11 protein-coding genes are annotated in these 16,974 nt (G+C 53.9%); 9 read left to right on the top strand and 2 right to left on the bottom strand.

Features of this window, described 5'->3' with window-relative positions:
* Window positions 1-22: 22 nt before the first annotated feature.
* The 4 genes from gudD to H0248_RS13505 all read left to right on the top strand — a co-directional run bounded on the left by gudD (window position 23) and on the right by H0248_RS13505 (window position 4,663).
* Window positions 23-1,363: a glucarate dehydratase gene (gene gudD, locus H0248_RS13520; RefSeq protein ID WP_039283108.1), complete on the top strand. Its 1,341-nt coding sequence runs from the start codon at window positions 23-25 to the stop codon at window positions 1,361-1,363.
* A 69-nt stretch (window positions 1,364-1,432) separates the two neighbouring features.
* Complete coding sequence (gene garL / locus H0248_RS13515) at window positions 1,433-2,203, top strand: 2-dehydro-3-deoxyglucarate aldolase (protein WP_180786321.1); 771 nt, start codon at window positions 1,433-1,435, stop codon at window positions 2,201-2,203.
* Between the two features lie 222 nt (window positions 2,204-2,425).
* On the top strand, window positions 2,426-3,340 hold the full coding sequence (gene garR, locus H0248_RS13510; RefSeq protein WP_308415665.1) for a 2-hydroxy-3-oxopropionate reductase: 915 nt from the start codon (window positions 2,426-2,428) through the stop codon (window positions 3,338-3,340).
* 177 nt (window positions 3,341-3,517) lie between these two features.
* On the top strand, window positions 3,518-4,663 hold the full coding sequence (locus H0248_RS13505) for a glycerate kinase (protein WP_039277843.1): 1,146 nt from the start codon (window positions 3,518-3,520) through the stop codon (window positions 4,661-4,663).
* A 463-nt stretch (window positions 4,664-5,126) separates the two neighbouring features.
* On the opposite strand, the gene barA is transcribed toward H0248_RS13505, so the two are convergent.
* Complete coding sequence (barA, locus tag H0248_RS13500; protein WP_180786319.1) at window positions 5,127-7,922, bottom strand: two-component sensor histidine kinase BarA; 2,796 nt, start codon at window positions 7,920-7,922, stop codon at window positions 5,127-5,129.
* Between the two features lie 117 nt (window positions 7,923-8,039).
* Between barA and rlmD the strand changes: the two genes are divergently transcribed.
* From rlmD to eno, 5 genes are all read left to right on the top strand, one after another.
* Window positions 8,040-9,389, top strand: a complete 1,350-nt coding sequence (gene rlmD, locus H0248_RS13495) for a 23S rRNA (uracil(1939)-C(5))-methyltransferase RlmD (RefSeq protein WP_180786318.1) — start codon at window positions 8,040-8,042, stop codon at window positions 9,387-9,389.
* Between the two features lie 53 nt (window positions 9,390-9,442).
* Entirely contained in the window at window positions 9,443-11,677 is a 2,235-nt protein-coding gene (gene relA / locus H0248_RS13490; protein ID WP_180786317.1) for a GTP diphosphokinase, read from the top strand.
* A 323-nt stretch (window positions 11,678-12,000) separates the two neighbouring features.
* A complete protein-coding gene (gene mazG, locus H0248_RS13485; protein WP_180786316.1) occupies window positions 12,001-12,813 on the top strand; it encodes a nucleoside triphosphate pyrophosphohydrolase in 813 nt (270 codons plus the stop codon).
* A gap of 226 nt (window positions 12,814-13,039) precedes the next feature.
* Window positions 13,040-14,677 carry a glutamine hydrolyzing CTP synthase gene (pyrG, locus tag H0248_RS13480; protein WP_010305827.1) on the top strand — a complete coding sequence of 546 codons (1,638 nt, stop codon included), beginning with the start codon at window positions 13,040-13,042 and terminating at the stop codon, window positions 14,675-14,677.
* Window positions 14,678-14,775: 98 nt separating this feature from the next.
* Window positions 14,776-16,071, top strand: a complete 1,296-nt coding sequence (eno, locus tag H0248_RS13475; protein WP_180786315.1) for a phosphopyruvate hydratase — start codon at window positions 14,776-14,778, stop codon at window positions 16,069-16,071.
* 182 nt (window positions 16,072-16,253) lie between these two features.
* Here eno and H0248_RS13470 read toward each other — a convergent pair whose 3' ends face one another.
* Entirely contained in the window at window positions 16,254-16,931 is a 678-nt protein-coding gene (locus H0248_RS13470; protein ID WP_180786384.1) for a type 1 glutamine amidotransferase domain-containing protein, read from the bottom strand.
* Window positions 16,932-16,974: the final 43 nt, after the last annotated feature.

Below are 16,974 nucleotides of genomic sequence, written 5' to 3'. Positions count from 1 at the left end.
ATTAGAGAGAAAGGATAAGAAAATGACATTGCAAAGTTCAACGCCGGTGATTACCCACATGCAGGTTATTCCGGTTGCAGGTCACGACAGTATGCTGCTCAATCTGAGTGGTGCGCATGCCCCTTATTTCACTCGCAACATTGTGATTTTGAAAGATAACGCCGGGAATACCGGTGTTGGTGAAATTCCTGGCGGTGAGAAAATCCGTCAGACGCTGGAGGATGCTGCTGCGCTGGTGGTGGGTAAAACGCTGGGCGAATACAAAAACGTGATGACGGCGGTACGTGCGCAGTTCGCCGACCGCGATGCTTCCGGGCGCGGTTTGCAGACATTTGATCTGCGTACCACCATCCATGTCGTCACGGGGATCGAAGCCGCGATGCTCGATCTGCTGGGGCAATTCCTCAACGTCAGCGTGGCCTCGCTGCTGGGCGATGGGCAACAGCGTGATGCCGTCGAGATGCTGGGTTATCTGTTCTACATCGGCGATCGTAATAAAACCGATTTGCCTTACCAGAGCCAGACTAATGAGAAATGCGACTGGTATCGTCTGCGTCATGAAGAAGCGCTGACGCCAGAGACCATCGTGCGTCTGGCTGAAGCCGCGTACGAAAAATACGGCTTCAACGATTTCAAACTGAAGGGCGGCGTACTGGCCGGTAGCGAAGAGGCCGAGGCGGTGACTGCGCTGGCAAAACGCTTCCCACAGGCGCGCATCACGCTGGATCCAAACGGTGCCTGGTCGCTGGATGAAGCCATCGGTCTGGGCAAACAGCTGCGCAACGTGCTGGCGTATGCAGAAGATCCGTGTGGCGCGGAGCAAGGTTTCTCTGGTCGTGAAGTGATGGCGGAATTCCGCCGTGCGACGGGGCTGCCTACTGCGACCAACATGATCGCCACCGACTGGCGACAGATGGGTCACACTATTTCGCTGCAATCGGTCGATATCCCGTTGGCCGATCCGCACTTCTGGACGATGCAAGGTTCCGTTCGTGTGGCGCAGATGTGCCACGAATGGGGCTTAACCTGGGGTTCTCACTCCAATAACCACTTTGATATTTCACTGGCCATGTTTACTCATGTCGCGGCGGCGGCACCGGGCAAGATTACGGCGATTGATACGCACTGGATCTGGCAGGAAGGCAACCAACGCCTGACGAAAGAACCGTTGCAGATTGTTGGCGGCATGGTGGAAGTGCCGAAGAAACCGGGTCTGGGCGTCGAGTTGGATATGGACCAGGTGATGAAAGCACACGAACTGTATAAAAACATGGGATTAGGCGCACGTAACGACGCCATGGGAATGCAGTACCTTATTCCTGAATGGACGTTTGATAATAAACGTCCGTGTCTGGTTCGCTAACGTTCTGATTTTCCGTTTTTTGAGCGCGCCGTTTCAGGCAAGCGGCGCTGGAATGACCGAGGATAAAAAATGAAGACTCCGCTGTTACCTAACCGTTTTCGCCAGGATTTGCTGCAGGGGAAAACGTTGATTGGCTGCTGGTGTGCGCTGGGCAACCCGATTTCAACTGAAGTACTGGGGCTAGCGGGATTCGACTGGCTGGTGCTGGATGGAGAGCATGCGCCTAACGATATCGTGACGTTTATTCCTCAGCTCATGGCGTTGAAAGGCAGCCACAGCGCGCCCGTCGTTCGTCCGCCGTGCAATGAGCCGATCATCATCAAGCGGCTGTTGGATATTGGGTTCAATAACTTTCTGATCCCCTTCGTGGAAACGGCGGAAGAAGCCGCGCGTGCGGTTGCGTCAACGCGTTATCCGCCAGCGGGGATTCGCGGGGTTTCCGTGGCGCACCGTAGCAACAGCTATGGCACCGAACCGGATTACTTCGCCAAGATTAACGACAACATTACCGTCGTGGTGCAAATCGAAAGTCAGGACGGCCTCGACAATCTGGATGCGATTATCGCGGTTGATGGCGTAGACGGCGTATTTGTTGGCCCGAGCGACCTGTCTGCGGCGCTGGGTTATCTCGGTCAGCCTAACCATCCTGACGTGCAGAAGGCGATCCGCCACATCTTCGATCGTTCCGCGGCGCATAACAAGCCGTGCGGCATTCTGGCTCCGGTTGAAGCCGATGCGCGTCGCTATCTGGAATGGGGCGCAAGCTTCGTTGCAGTCGGTAGCGATCTGGGCGTGTTCCGCAGCGCAACACAGGCGCTGAGCGACAAGTACAAGAAGTAATTCAGACCGTTGACAAACCTATTTACGGAACGAGAACGATGGTAATGGGATAGAAGAGTAAAGCGTCCGCGCCAGGGATGGCGCGGCTCGAGCTTACAGGGACATACTTGCAGCGTCTTTACGATCTACCCATTACCATTGCTCGGCGTACTTTGTCAGCAAATTCAGTCATTCCGTGCGAATCGGATCCGCCATGAGGCGGATTAATCGTGAATTGAAGTGATATCTACATCAGACAATGAGGTTAGGGCGATGAAAATTGGTTTTATTGGATTGGGCATCATGGGAAAACCGATGAGTAAAAATCTGCTGAAAGCAGGTTACTCATTAGTCGTGATGGACAGAAATCTGGATGCGGTCGCGGAAGTGGTTGCGGCAGGCGCCACGGCGGCGACAACGCCGAAACAGGTTGCAGAGCAGTGCGATGTCATCATCACCATGCTGCCTAACTCTCCACACGTTAAAGACGTGGTGTTGGGTGAAAACGGCGTCATCGACGGCGCACGTGCCGGAAGCATTGTGGTGGATATGAGCTCAATCGCCCCGCTTGCCAGCCGTGAAATTGCGACTGCACTGGCGGCGAAAGAGATCGCTATGCTGGACGCGCCGGTCAGTGGCGGTGAGCCTAAAGCGATCGACGGCACGCTGTCCGTGATGGTCGGTGGTGAGAAAGCGCAGTTTGACCGCTGCTTTGAGATTCTCAAATCCATGGCGGGTTCCGTTGTTCATACCGGTGATATCGGTGCGGGTAACGTGACCAAACTGGCGAATCAGGTGATTGTGGCGCTGAACATTGCCGCCATGTCTGAAGCGTTGGTGCTGGCGACGAAAGCAGGCGTAAACCCTGATCTGGTTTATCAGGCGATCCGCGGTGGTTTGGCGGGCAGCACCGTACTGGATGCGAAAGCGCCGATGGTGATGGATCGTAACTTTAAGCCGGGTTTCCGCATCGATCTGCATATCAAGGATCTGGCGAACGCGCTGGATACCTCACACGGCGTGGGTGCACAACTGCCGTTAACCGCAGCGGTGATGGAAATGATGCAGGCGTTGAAAGCGGACGATCTGGGATCGGCCGACCACAGTGCGCTGGCGTGTTACTACGAGAAGCTGGCCAAAGTTGAAGTTACGCGATAAGCCGTGAAGCGATAGTCACGAGGCTGGCACAGGATGCCAGCCGACTGGCAGATAATCACTCTGATCTACCTCCTGGGTTTCAGGATCTGCTGCCCTGAACGTTGGCAGGTATAAGCGCCGTTTCATGAGCGCGCGGATTATTGATGCAATCGGAACGTTGATGAAATCGGATCGTTTATGAAAATAGTGATCGCACCGGATTCTTATAAAGAAAGTCTGTCTGCACAAGAGGTTGCTACGCAGATTGAAAAGGGATTTCGTGAAATATTTCCCGATGCCTGCTATGTCAAATTGCCTGTTGCAGATGGTGGGGAAGGCACCGTTGAAGCAATGGTCGCTGCGACCGATGGCAAGATTGTGAATGTTAAGGTGACAGGACCGTTAGGCGATAACATCGATGCGTTCTTTGGCCTGTCTGGCGATGAAAAAACGGCTTTTATTGAGATGGCGGCGGCAAGCGGTCTGGAGCGTGTGCCTTCGCAACTGCGTAATCCGTTAAAAACCACCAGCTATGGCACGGGTGAGTTGATTCGCTGCGCGTTGGATCACGGTGTTCGGCACTGCATCATTGGAATTGGCGGAAGCGCAACCAATGACGGCGGGTCGGGCATGGTGCAGGCGTTGGGCGCGAAGTTGCTGGATAAGCAGGGTGAACAGATTGGTTTTGGCGGTGGTGAACTCGACAAACTTGAACGCATCGATATCAGCGAGCTGGATGAGCGTATTAAAAATTGTCGCTTTGAAGTGGCCTGTGATGTGACTAACCCATTGACGGGGAAACAGGGGGCGTCGGCGATTTTTGGCCCTCAGAAAGGGGCCACGCCAGAAATGATTGAACAGCTGGATAATGCGCTGAAGCATTATGCGGCTGTGATTCGCCACGACCTGGATATGGACGTGGAACACGTTCCCGGTGCGGGGGCGGCAGGCGGTATGGGGGCGGCACTACAGGCTTTTTGCGGTGCTGAGCTGCGTCAGGGCATTGAGATTGTTACGGAAGCGTTGGGGCTGGATGAACTGGTACGAGATGCCACTCTGGTGATTACCGGGGAAGGGCGCATCGACAGTCAGACGATCCACGGCAAAGTACCGATTGGCGTGGCGCGGGTTGCCAAACAGTATAATAAACCGGTGATTGGCATTGCCGGCAGCCTGACGGCGGATGTCGCCGTGGTGCATGAACATGGCCTGGATGCCGTATTCAGTGTGCTTTACAACATCTGCTCACTCGAAGAAGCGCTGGATAATGCGGCAGAGAATGTGCGAATGACGGCACGTAATATCGCCGCCACGATCCGACTGGCGCAGTCGGTATCGCGATAATGCGATGGCGCTACGGTTAGTCTAGAACCTTTTATCTACTTATTTTTATGCAGACTGAGAGACGGTTTCGTGCGCCACAATACGGCTATTTCATGCTACTTCGCAGCACGCGCCCGACACGGGACGGCTCACACGCCGCTCGCCCCGTGACCCCAGGCTTTCGGCGGAAATTATGCCGCTAACGCGGTACCTTCGTCGATATCAGGCTTTAACGGACCGCTTGCGACACGTTTACTCGCCCCATAAATGGGGCTCGCCCTTCGGGCCAGCACGAGTGCTGTTCAAAAACGTCTCTGGCGTTTTTGTCCGACGTGGCGCAAGCTTTCGCCGCGTCCTGCGGCTCATCCGAAGCCCGCTATCTCCTCAGCATAATTTTTTACGCCGTATAACAGCAAAGAGCACGAAACGGTCTCTGCATCCACATAGCATGTGACAAAAAGACAGGGCTATGCTGGGATATTGATTACGAATGCATCGGTTTGATATGCGGCTGGGCGGCTTTGTTGACGTTGTCGATTTCGTCCAGCAGCTCCAGCCATTCGGGTTCCAGATCGCTGGCGTGAACGCCTTTACGCAACTGTTGTTCCAGATAGCGGCAGATGCGTTGTAGGCGCGGAACGCCGCTGTAGCTGCAACTGCCGTGCAGTTTATGAACCAAGTCGATGATGTCATCATCCGTCTGGCCCTTCAGCACGTTTTCTATCTTCCGCTGAACCTCTGGCAAGAAATCCAACAGCATTTGCAGCAGATCACGTGCTAACTCTGGCTTGTTGGCCGCCTGTTGTTGCGCCAGCGCCCAGTCGAGTGATAACTGACTATCGTCGTGCTCGTTCAGTAATCCCGCCATATCGCCCCGATTACGCTTCAACGGAGCCTGCCGAGCATGACGTGTCAGCACGCTTTTCAGCATCTGTTCATCGATCGGTTTAGCCAGATAGTCATCCATACCCGAACGCAGTAGATGTTCTCGCTCACCTGTCATGGTCTGCGCCGTCACCGCGATAATCGGTGTGGTGGCATGGTGAGGGATCTGGCGGATCAGCTCGCTGGCGCAAATGCCATCCATACCCGGCATTTGAATATCCATGAGAATAACGTCGAACTGATGCAGCTCCGCCTGTGCAATCGCATCTTGTCCGCTTTCGCACAGGATAATCGTCTCGACCTGCTCTTCCAGCAGCGTGCCGATCAGTTTCAGATTAGCGGGATTGTCATCCACCGCCATCACGCTCAGCGGTAAACGGGCGGGATGGCGTACCAGACTCTGGTTCGATGCGGTATCGTCTGGCAGAAAAGAGAGCTGGAATAGCGTGCTGTCCTGTAACAGCGGCAGCAGGCGTGATGCGGCGAGCGGTTTGCTCAGGCAGGCATGTACGCCGAAGGTTTTCAACTGCTCGGCATCCATTTGCGCGAGGCTGGGCAGCACCAGAATCACACAGGGTGAGCGGCGGCAGATATCGCGCAGTCTGGGCGTGTAGCCGAGCAGAGAGTTGCGATATTGCACGGGAATACCGAGCAGCAGGATATCGAATTCCCCTTCCGGCAGTTGCTCAAACGTCGGGCTGTAGCTCACGATAAGCGGCGTCTGGCTCAGGATATCCAGCGTGGCCTGCGCGGCGATGGGATGGGATTCGACGTAGGCCAGATGTTTGCCTTGCAGCATCGTGTAGGCCGGCTCGGTCGGCATAGCGTGCGGATTGAGCGGCAGCGTGATATGGAACCAGAAGGTCGATCCCTTGTTGAGCTGGCTCTGGAAACTGATATCGCCACCCATCTCTTTGACCAGACGCTGGGTGATGACCAGCCCAAGCCCCGTACCGCCATGACGGCGCGAAATACTGGTGTCTGCCTGGCGGAAAGCCTGGAACAGCTGCGATTGCTGTAACTCGGCAATACCGATGCCGGTATCGCGTATTTGTACCTCTAGCTGCACCTGATGAGGTTCCTGTCGACGCTTCTCCACCCGAATATCGATATTGCCCTGTTCGGTGAATTTGATCGCATTGCCCAGCAGGTTGGTGATGATTTGCTGTATTCGCAGCGGATCGCCGACAAACTGTTCGGGCACGTCATTCTGAATACTGAGCGTTAGCTCCAACCCTTTTTCATGTGCCGTGTGCGCCAGCAGCATCACCACGTCGTCCAGCGTGTTGTGCAGGGAGAACGGAATATCCTCCAGCACCAGCTTTCCGGCCTCCAGCTTTGAGAAATCCAGCACATCGTTAATAATATTCAGCAGGTTATTGGCAGACCGCTCGATGGTGAGCAGATAGTCCGTCTGCGTGGTGTTCAGCGGCGTCTTCAACGTCTGGCGGGTGAAACCGATCACGCCATTCAGTGGCGTTCTTAGTTCGTGCGACATATTGGCCAGAAACTCTGATTTGATGCGTGCCGCTTCCTGCGCGCGTTTTTTGGCCAGATCCAGCTCGACGTTCTGGATCTCCATCTGCTCCAGCGTTTCTCGCAGATCGTAGGTCGCCTGATCGATATTTTGCTGCATCTCTTCGTGGTAGGCGGTCAGCGACATCGCCATCGAGTTGATGCCGTTTTTCAGCATATCCAGCTCGCCGAGCATGTAACCTTCGACCCGGCTATCCAACTGCCCACGGCGAATGCGGTCAACGGTATCCACCATATTACGAATCGGGGTGGTGACATCCCGCATCAGACGATAGGCAAAGATGACGGCGGCACCCAAAGAGAGCAGCAGCAGGAGCGCGGCGATGAAGATTTCCTGATACTGCTGAAGCCGAATGGTGCTGGTATCCAGCTCGATCACCAGATAGCCGAGAGGGGTAGCGGTCCCGGGCAGTACCGGTGTTGTTCCGCCCAGCATGAATTCGCTGTCATTGACGATCGGCATGTGCAGAATCAGCGCGTCATTGGTGTGGTGCAGGTGCAGTTTATTGTGTGCAAGCGCATCGCCGCTGAGCGGCTGCAATGTCACGTTGTTGCGTATGTTGGTGGTCGCCAGAAGCTGATTACGCGCATCGAATACGCTAATGGTACGAATAATCGCAGAGTGACGGCGATGAAGCGTATTGATTAACGCTGGAATCGTGTCCATCTGGCGATGGGTAATGGCGTACGCGCTGATGGTCGCCAGCGGCTCAATGATACTGGTGCCCGAATCGGCCAACTGCGACTGCAACTGGTTGTAACGATGAATGACGAAGAACGAACTGAGCAGCAGCCCGATCATTAGCGTCGGTGCCAAAATCAGTATCAACATCCGTGCACGAAGACTGTATTTGGTCATGGGGTTCCAATGTGGGAGAATTAGAGGATGCTGGGCACCCAATGATGTCATTAGTTATCGGGTACTGCATGTACCTGGTACAGCCGTTCAACTCAAGAGAAAAATCGATAGTACATTATGGCGCAATTCTACTCTCCAAACCGGCGTGTGACGACCCGGAAAGCGATTCCTGCTAAGAACCTCACTGTTACAGTCACGTCGCTTGATCCGTTTGGGCAGGGGGTGGCGCGTCACGACGGCAAGACGGTGTTTGTCACGGGCGTACTGCCGGGAGAGCAGGCCGACGTTCAGTTGACGGAAGAGAAGCGTCAGTTTTCACATGCAAAACTTAAACGCCTTCTGACGCCTAGCCCGCAGCGTGTTACGCCGCTGTGTCCGCATTTTACCCGCTGCGGCGGCTGCCAGCAGCAGCACGCGGACATCACGCTGCAACAGAGCAGCAAAACGGCTGCATTGGTGCGCCTGATGACGCGCGAAACGGGCGCAGAGCTGCCTGAAGCCTCGCTGATCGCCGGCACACCTTATGCCTATCGGAGGCGCGCGCGGCTTGCGTTATACTTTCAGGCAAAAGAGCAGCGTCTGTTGATGGGCTATCGACAGTCAAATTCTCACGATCTGGTGGATATCAAAGCCTGTCCGGTGTTGCGCCCCGAGCTTGAAGCGCTGCTGCAACCGCTGCGCGATTGTTTGAGCCGATTAAAGGCGGTGAAGCGTCTTGGGCATGTGGAACTGGTGCAGGCAGAGAACGGTCCGCTGCTGGTGCTGAGGCACCTTGATCCACTCCATTCATCGGATCAGCAGGCGCTGCGGGACTTTGCGCAGCAGCAGGGCGTTTCGGTTTATCTGGCTCCGGATGCCGACTCGCTGACGTGTCTACAAGGTGAAGAGCCGGTTTATCACGTTGCCGGGCTGACGCTGGCCTTTAGCCCGCGCGATTTTATTCAGGTCAATGACGCAGTGAACCAGCAGATGGTCGCGCAGGCGCTGGCATGGCTGGATGTGCAACCGCAGGATAGAATATTAGATCTGTTTTGTGGCATGGGTAACTTCACGCTACCACTGGCACAGCGTGCCGCCAGCGTCGTCGGCGTGGAGGGTGTGACCGCGTTAGTTGAGAAAGGACGCGAGAATGCCCGACGCAATGGGCTGTCCAATGTCACATTTTTTCATCAAAATCTTGAAGATGATGTCACGCAGCAGCCGTGGGCGGCTCAGGGTTTTGATAAGATATTACTTGATCCGGCACGTGCGGGCGCGGCAGGCGTGATGGAGCAGATAACCAGACTGGCACCGAAACGGGTGGTGTATGTTTCCTGTAACGCCACGACGCTAGCGCGCGACAGCAAAGTCTTACTGGCTGCGGGTTTTAGACTGGCGAATGTCGCCATGTTGGATATGTTTCCACATACCGGTCACCTTGAATCGATGGCACTGTTTTTGCACGATACCGGCACGCGAAAGGCGTAATAGGCAGCAAAGCAGCGTCGTTTGCAAGGTGAAGGGTAACGTAGGGAGAAATTATGGTTGCGGTAAGAAGTGCGCATTTGAATACGGCAGGTGAATTTGTCACTGACGCGTGGATTGCTTCACTGGGTATTTCCAGCCAGCAATCGTGCGAACGTTTAGCTGAAACCTGGCGTTACTGTGAGCAGCAAACGCAAGATCACGCTGATGCGCCGCTACTGCTGTGGCGTGGCATCGAAATGGTGGAAATCCTGTCCACGCTGAGCATGGACAATGACAGCATGCGCGCGGCGCTGCTCTTTCCGCTGGCCGATGCGAACGTGGTCGATGAGGCGACGCTGGAAGCCGCGTTTGGGAAAAACATCGTTGATTTGGTGCATGGCGTGCGCGATATGGATGCAATCCGCCAGCTCAAAGCGACGCAGAATGATTCCGGCGCATCTGAGCAGGTTGATAACATCCGCCGCATGCTGCTAGCGATGGTGGAAGATTTTCGCTGCGTGGTGATCAAGCTCGCGGAGCGGATTGCGCACCTGCGTGAAGTGAAGGATGCCCCGGAAGAAGAACGGGTATTGGCAGCCAAAGAGTGTACCAATATCTATGCGCCGCTGGCTAACCGCCTGGGTATCGGCCAGTTGAAGTGGGAGCTGGAGGATTTCTGCTTCCGCTATCTGCATCCTGATGAATATAAAAAAATCGCTAAACTGCTGCACGAGCGCCGTATCGATCGCGCGCAGTACATTGACGATTTTGTCAAAACGCTGCGCAACGCGATGAAAGAAGAGGGCGTGCAGGCGGAAATCTATGGTCGTCCCAAGCATATCTACAGCATCTGGCGCAAGATGCAGAAGAAGGCGCTGTCGTTCGATGAGCTGTTCGATGTGCGCGCGGTACGTATTGTCGTTGAACGCTTGCAGGACTGCTACGGTGCGCTCGGTATTGTGCATACCCACTATCGCCATCTGCCGGACGAGTTTGACGACTACGTCGCTAACCCTAAACCAAACGGTTATCAGTCCATCCACACCGTGGTGCTAGGGCCGGGCGGAAAGACGCTCGAAATCCAGATTCGTACGCGGCAGATGCATGAAGATGCCGAACTGGGCGTCGCAGCACACTGGAAATACAAAGAAGGCACCTCTGTGGGCGGACGTTCCGGCTACGAAGGTCGCATTGCCTGGCTGCGTAAACTGCTTGCCTGGCAGGAAGAAGTGGCGGATTCGAATGACGTACTGGACGAAGTCCGCAGCCAGGTGTTTGACGATCGGGTTTATGTCTTTACGCCGAAAGGCGATGTGGTGGATCTCCCCATGGGCTCCACGCCGTTGGATTTTGCCTATCACATCCACAGTGATATCGGGCACCGCTGCATCGGGGCGAAAATCGGCGGACGTATCGTGCCGTTTACCTACCAACTGCAAATGGGCGATCAGATTGAAATCATCACCCAGAAGCAACCGAACCCGAGCCGTGACTGGCTGAACCCGAATCTAGGGTATATCACCACCAGCCGCGGACGTTCGAAGATTCAGAACTGGTTCCGTAAGCAAGATCGCGACAAGAACATTCTGGCGGGTCGACAGATCCTGGATGACGAACTGGCGCATCTGGGTGTCAGCCTGAAAGCAGCCGAAAAACTGCTGCTGCCACGCTACAACGTGAATTCGCTGGATGAGTTACTGGCTGCTATTGGCGGCGGTGATGTTCGCCTGAACCAGATGGTGAATTTCCTGCAATCGCAGCTAAAACAGCCGAGTGCGGAAGAACTGGATCGTGAAGCGCTGCGCCAGTTGACGCAAAAATCTCATCAGCCAGCGGCACGTAACACGAAGAACAATGGCCGTGTGGTGGTAGAAGGTGTCGGCAATCTGATGCACCACATTGCCCGCTGCTGTCAGCCGATTCCGGGCGATGAGATCACCGGGTTCATCACGCGTGGACGGGGCATTTCTATTCACCGTGCCGACTGTGAACAACTGGACGAACTGCGCGCCAGCTCGCCGGAACGCATTGTCGATGCCGTCTGGGGCGAAAGCTATTCCAGCGGTTATTCGCTGGTGGTGAGGGTGATTGCCAACGATCGCAGCGGGCTGCTGCGGGATATCACCACGATTCTGGCGAATGAGAAGGTCAATGTACTGGGCGTCGCCAGCCGCAGCGACACCAAGCAGCAGTTGGCCACGATTGATATGGATATCGAGATCTACAACCTGCAGGTGCTGAGTCGCATTCTGGCGAAACTCAACCAACTGCCGGATGTGATTGATGCGCGGCGCCAGCAGGGGGCGTAAATGATGGCTTTGTGTTTTGCCTCAAGCGTAAAAATTACGCTGAGGAAACACAGCCATCCAGGATGAGTGGCATGGATGCCACGAAAGTCGTTGCCGCGTAGGGAACGCGTCAGCGACGGTCCGCCAGATGACTGTATTTCCGAAGGCACCGTGAAGCGGCGTAATTCTCGCGTAAAAGACTGGGGTCACGGGGCGGCGTCGATTGGACGCCCGTGTCGGGCGCGACGCAGTTGCGGAAATGCTCGTTGGAATGTATCGCGCACGAAACCTCTCCAGCTTGTCTGCAATCTTCGTAAAAATAATTTTTGATTTTCAGGAATATTATGACCGTATCTTTGACGAACTTACCCCCCGTCGAGCGCCTGCTCGCCATCATGAAAACCCTGCGCGATCCTGAAAACGGCTGCCCGTGGGACAAGAAACAGACGTTTGACACCATCGCGCCCTATACGCTGGAAGAAACGTATGAAGTGCTGGATGCCATCAGCCGTCAGGATTTTGATGATTTGCGCGGTGAGTTAGGGGATTTGCTGTTTCAGGTGGTGTTTTACGCACAAATGGCGCAGGAAAAGGGCTTGTTCGATTTCTCCGACGTGTGTAACGCCATCAGCGACAAACTGGAACGCCGCCACCCGCATATCTTCGGCGACCTGACGCTGACGGACAGCGATGCCGTGCTGGCAAACTGGGAGCAGACCAAAGCGCAGGAGCGTGCCGAGAAAGATCGTTACTCGCCGTTGGATGACATTCCTGATGCGCTGCCTGCCCTGATGAAAGCGCAAAAAATTCAGCAGCGTTGTGCGTCTGTGGGCTTCGATTGGGACAGCCTGGGCCCGGTGCTCGATAAAGTGTATGAAGAGATCGATGAGGTGATGTTTGAGGCGCGGCAAGCCGTTGTCGATGAAGAAAAATTAGGTGAAGAGATTGGTGATTTATTGTTCGCCACAGTCAATCTCTCTCGTCACTTGGGGCACAAGGCTGAGACTGCATTGCAGGCGGCAAATCGCAAGTTCACTCGTCGTTTTCGTGAGGTAGAACAAATCGTTACGGCATCGGGAAAAACGCTGGAACAGGCGACGCTGGATGAAATGGAAGCCGCATGGCAACAGGTGAAAAAACAGGAAATAGGCCATTAATCCATTTTTAATCACAAACCGTATTTTTATCGATTTTAATGCGTTTATTGTATTGTTATTAAAGGTAATTATTGGTTGAGATAAGGGCGGTTTTATCTCGCCTTCGAGTGTGTTGGAATCGCCACATTGTGTAAAACGAACATTTGTGGCGTTCATCAGGTTCAGGTATACTACTTTCCCGTCTTGGTACCTCCATCGTCTTTAAACCTAAACTCTCAGGTTCAGCATGACAACTAATTATATTTTTGTGACCGGCGGGGTCGTTTCCTCTCTGGGTAAAGGCATTGCCGCAGCCTCTCTGGCGGCTATTCTTGAAGCCCGTGGCCTCAACGTTACCATCATGAAACTGGACCCGTACATCAACGTGGATCCGGGCACGATGAGCCCGACGCAGCACGGTGAAGTGTTTGTCACCGAAGACGGCGCCGAAACCGATCTGGATTTGGGTCACTACGAGCGTTTCATCCGCACTAAAATGTCGCGCCGCAACAACTTCACCACTGGCCGTATTTACTCTGATGTCCTGCGCAAAGAGCGTCGTGGTGACTATCTGGGCGCGACTATTCAGGTGATTCCACATATCACCAACGCGATTAAAGAGCGCATCATTGAAGGTGGCGAAGGCCACGATGTGGTTCTGGTCGAAATCGGCGGTACCGTCGGTGATATCGAATCTTTGCCGTTCCTTGAAGCGATTCGGCAGATGGCGGTGCAAGTGGGCCGCGAACACACGCTGTTTATGCACCTGACGCTGGTGCCGTATCTGGCGGCGGCGGGCGAAGTGAAAACCAAGCCGACGCAGCACTCCGTTAAAGAACTGCTTTCCATCGGTATTCAGCCCGACGTGCTGATTTGCCGTTCCGACCGCACTGTGCCGGCCAACGAGCGTGCAAAAATTGCTTTATTCTGTAATGTGCCGGAAAAAGCAGTAATCTCCCTTAAAGACATTGATTCGATTTATAAAATCCCGTCGCTATTGAAATCACAGGGGCTGGACGATTATATTTGTAAACGATTCAGCTTGAACTGTCCCGAAGCAAACCTGTCAGAATGGGAACAGGTTGTGTACGAAGAAGCCAATCCGGGCGGCGAAGTGACTATCGGTATGGTCGGCAAATATGTTGCGTTGCCAGATGCCTACAAATCCGTTATTGAAGCCCTGAAACACGGCGGGTTGAAGAACCGCCTGACGGTAAATATCAAGCTGATCGACTCACAGGATGTTGAAACCCGTGGTGTCGAAGTATTGAAAGATTTAGATGCTATCCTGATTCCAGGCGGTTTTGGCTATCGTGGCGTCGAAGGGAAAATCATGTCGGCGCGCTACGCCCGTGAGAACAATATCCCTTATCTGGGCATTTGCCTGGGGATGCAGGTCGCATTAATGGAATTTGCCCGTAACGTTGCCGGAATGGAAGGCGCAAACTCAACGGAGTTTATGCCAGACTGTAAGTATCCGGTGGTTGCGCTGATCACCGAATGGCGTGATGAGAACGGCAATGTTGAAGTCCGTGATGAAGCTAGCGATCTGGGCGGCACCATGCGCGTTGGCGGGCAGCAATGCCATCTGACCGAAGGCAGTCTGGTGCGTCAGATGTACGGTGAGCAGACGATTATCGAACGTCACCGTCATCGTTATGAAGTTAACAACATGCTGTTGAAACAGATTGAAGCGGCGGGATTACGGGTTGCTGGTCTTTCCGCCGACCGCAAACTGGTGGAGATTGTTGAATTACCCGATCATCCCTGGTTCGTTGCCTGTCAATTCCACCCAGAATTCACGTCAACGCCGCGAGATGGACATCCCCTGTTTGCCGGCTTTGTGAAAGCCGCTGGCGCGTACCAGAAGCGTCAGGTGAAGTAAGAGTTATATCAGCAACGCGCGATCGCTATCGCGCGTTGTTCGTCTAGGGTTTTAGTTCTATCTAAAGTTTTAGTTTAACTTGTACTGAGGAAAATCTAATGTCCAAAATTGTTAAAGTCATCGGCCGTGAAATCATCGATTCACGCGGAAACCCAACTGTTGAAGCGGAAGTTCATCTGGAAGGTGGTTTTGTAGGTCTGGCTGCTGCGCCATCAGGAGCTTCTACTGGCTCTCGCGAAGCGCTGGAACTGCGTGACGGTGACAAATCCCGTTTTCTGGGCAAAGGCGTAACGAAAGCCGTTGCTGCTGTTAACGGCCCGATTGCTCAGGCTGTTCTGGGTAAAGATGCGAAAGATCAGGCGAACATCGACAAGATCATGATCGATCTGGATGGTACTGAGAACAAATCCAAGTTCGGTGCTAACGCCATTCTGGCTGTTTCTCTGGCTGCCGCTAAAGCAGCAGCAGCGTCAAAAGGCCTGCCGCTGTATGCTCACATCGCTGAACTGAACGGCACCCCAGGTAAATATTCCATGCCACTGCCAATGATGAATATCATCAACGGCGGCGAGCACGCGGATAACAACGTTGATATCCAAGAGTTCATGATTCAGCCTGTTGGCGCGAAAACCCTGAAAGAAGCCATCCGTATGGGTTCTGAAGTGTTCCACACCCTGGCTAAAGTTCTGAAATCCAAAGGTATGGGTACGGCTGTTGGTGACGAAGGTGGCTATGCGCCAAACCTGGGTTCTAACGCCGAAGCGCTGGCCGTTATCGCAGAAGCGGTGAAAGCAGCAGGCTACGAGCTGGGCAAAGATATCACGCTGGCGATGGACTGTGCAGCGTCTGAATTCTACAAAGACGGTAAATACGTTCTGGCTGGCGAAGGCAACAAAGCGTTCACCTCTGAAGAGTTCACTCACTTCCTGGAAGATCTGACCAAACAGTACCCAATCGTCTCTATCGAAGACGGTCTGGACGAATCTGATTGGGCTGGCTTCGCGTACCAGACTAAAGTTCTGGGCGACAAAATCCAGCTGGTTGGTGACGATCTGTTCGTAACCAACACCAAGATCCTGAAAGAAGGTATCGAGAAAGGCATCGCTAACTCCATCCTGATCAAATTCAACCAGATCGGTTCTCTGACCGAAACGCTGGCTGCAATTAAAATGGCGAAAGATGCAGGCTACACGGCTGTTATCTCTCACCGTTCAGGTGAAACTGAAGATGCCACCATCGCTGACCTGGCTGTTGGTACAGCGGCTGGCCAGATCAAGACTGGTTCTATGAGCCGTTCTGACCGTGTTGCTAAATACAATCAACTGATTCGTATCGAAGAAGCGCTGGGTAATGCTGCACCGTTCAATGGCCTGAAAGAAGTTAAAGGCCAGTAATTACGTTTCTGGTGTCGTCAGACCGCGGATAAAACGGCCTGATATACGCCAACGTGATTAACCATAAAAATCCAGAAGCGTGAAAACGTTTCTGGATTTTTTTATGAAGGACATCCCTGTCCTTCACCCTACGGGCCGTTGCTGCGCAACGTTGAAAAACGTTCCGATACCGCGAGTATTGATTAAGCCAGCTGCTTGATAATCGCTTTAGCAACGACTTCCGAGCTTGCTGGGTTCTGGCCGGTGATTAGCTTGCCGTCTTCAACGAGGTACGGTGCCCAGTCTGGGCCTTTTTCGTATAGTCCGCCGAGTTTCTTGAACTCATCCTCAATCAGGAAAGGCACCACGTCCGTCAACTGAACCGCTTCTTCTTCACCGTTGGTGAAGCCCGTCACTTTGCGGCCTTTAATCAGCGCGTCGCCATTTTCTGCTTTCACATGAATCAGTACGCCCGGTGCGTGGCAGACAAACCCAGTCGGCTTGTTGGCGCGAACAAAGGCTTCGATGAGCGCGATAGAGACGGGGGATTCCGCCAAATCCCAGAGCGGGCCGTGACCTCCAGGATAGAAGACGGCATCGAAATCCTGTTCGTTGACGGTATCGAGTTTTACCGTATTGGCCAGTTCCTGCTGTGCGGCAGGGTCTGCTTTAAAGCGATGCGTCAGCTCGGTTTGAAAATCGGCCAGATCGCTTTTCGGGTCGAGAGGCGGCTGACCGCCCGCAGGGGAGGCGAGCACCAGCTCGGCACCGGCGTCTTTAAAGGTGTAATAAGGGGCAGCAAACTCTTCCAGCCAGAAGCCGGTTTTATTACCGGTGTTGCCCAGTTCGTCGTGAGAAGTCAGTACCATTAAAATTTTCATCATTTTTCTCTCTATGGTTGCAGGATGATAGGGTGAATCGCTG

This window comes from Pectobacterium brasiliense, from assembly GCF_013449685.1.
GTDB classification, from domain to species: Bacteria; Pseudomonadota; Gammaproteobacteria; order Enterobacterales; family Enterobacteriaceae; genus Pectobacterium; species Pectobacterium brasiliense_A.
Note: the sequence above shows the minus strand (reverse complement) of the source record. Positions and strands in the feature narration are given on the sequence as shown.

What these genes read in the sequence shown, in the direction of transcription:
- gudD (WP_039283108.1), top strand. Translation starts at nt 23, where the DNA reads ATGACATTGCAAAGTTCAACGCCGGTGATTACCCACATGCAGGTTATT.
- garL (WP_180786321.1), top strand. Translation starts at nt 1,433, where the DNA reads ATGAAGACTCCGCTGTTACCTAACCGTTTTCGCCAGGATTTGCTGCAG.
- H0248_RS13505 (WP_039277843.1), top strand. Translation starts at nt 3,518, where the DNA reads ATGAAAATAGTGATCGCACCGGATTCTTATAAAGAAAGTCTGTCTGCA.
- barA (WP_180786319.1), bottom strand. Translation starts at nt 7,922, where the DNA reads ATGACCAAATACAGTCTTCGTGCACGGATGTTGATACTGATTTTGGCA.
- rlmD (WP_180786318.1), top strand. Translation starts at nt 8,040, where the DNA reads ATGGCGCAATTCTACTCTCCAAACCGGCGTGTGACGACCCGGAAAGCG.
- relA (WP_180786317.1), top strand. Translation starts at nt 9,443, where the DNA reads ATGGTTGCGGTAAGAAGTGCGCATTTGAATACGGCAGGTGAATTTGTC.
- mazG (WP_180786316.1), top strand. Translation starts at nt 12,001, where the DNA reads ATGACCGTATCTTTGACGAACTTACCCCCCGTCGAGCGCCTGCTCGCC.
- pyrG (WP_010305827.1), top strand. Translation starts at nt 13,040, where the DNA reads ATGACAACTAATTATATTTTTGTGACCGGCGGGGTCGTTTCCTCTCTG.
- eno (WP_180786315.1), top strand. Translation starts at nt 14,776, where the DNA reads ATGTCCAAAATTGTTAAAGTCATCGGCCGTGAAATCATCGATTCACGC.
- H0248_RS13470 (WP_180786384.1), bottom strand. Translation starts at nt 16,931, where the DNA reads ATGAAAATTTTAATGGTACTGACTTCTCACGACGAACTGGGCAACACC.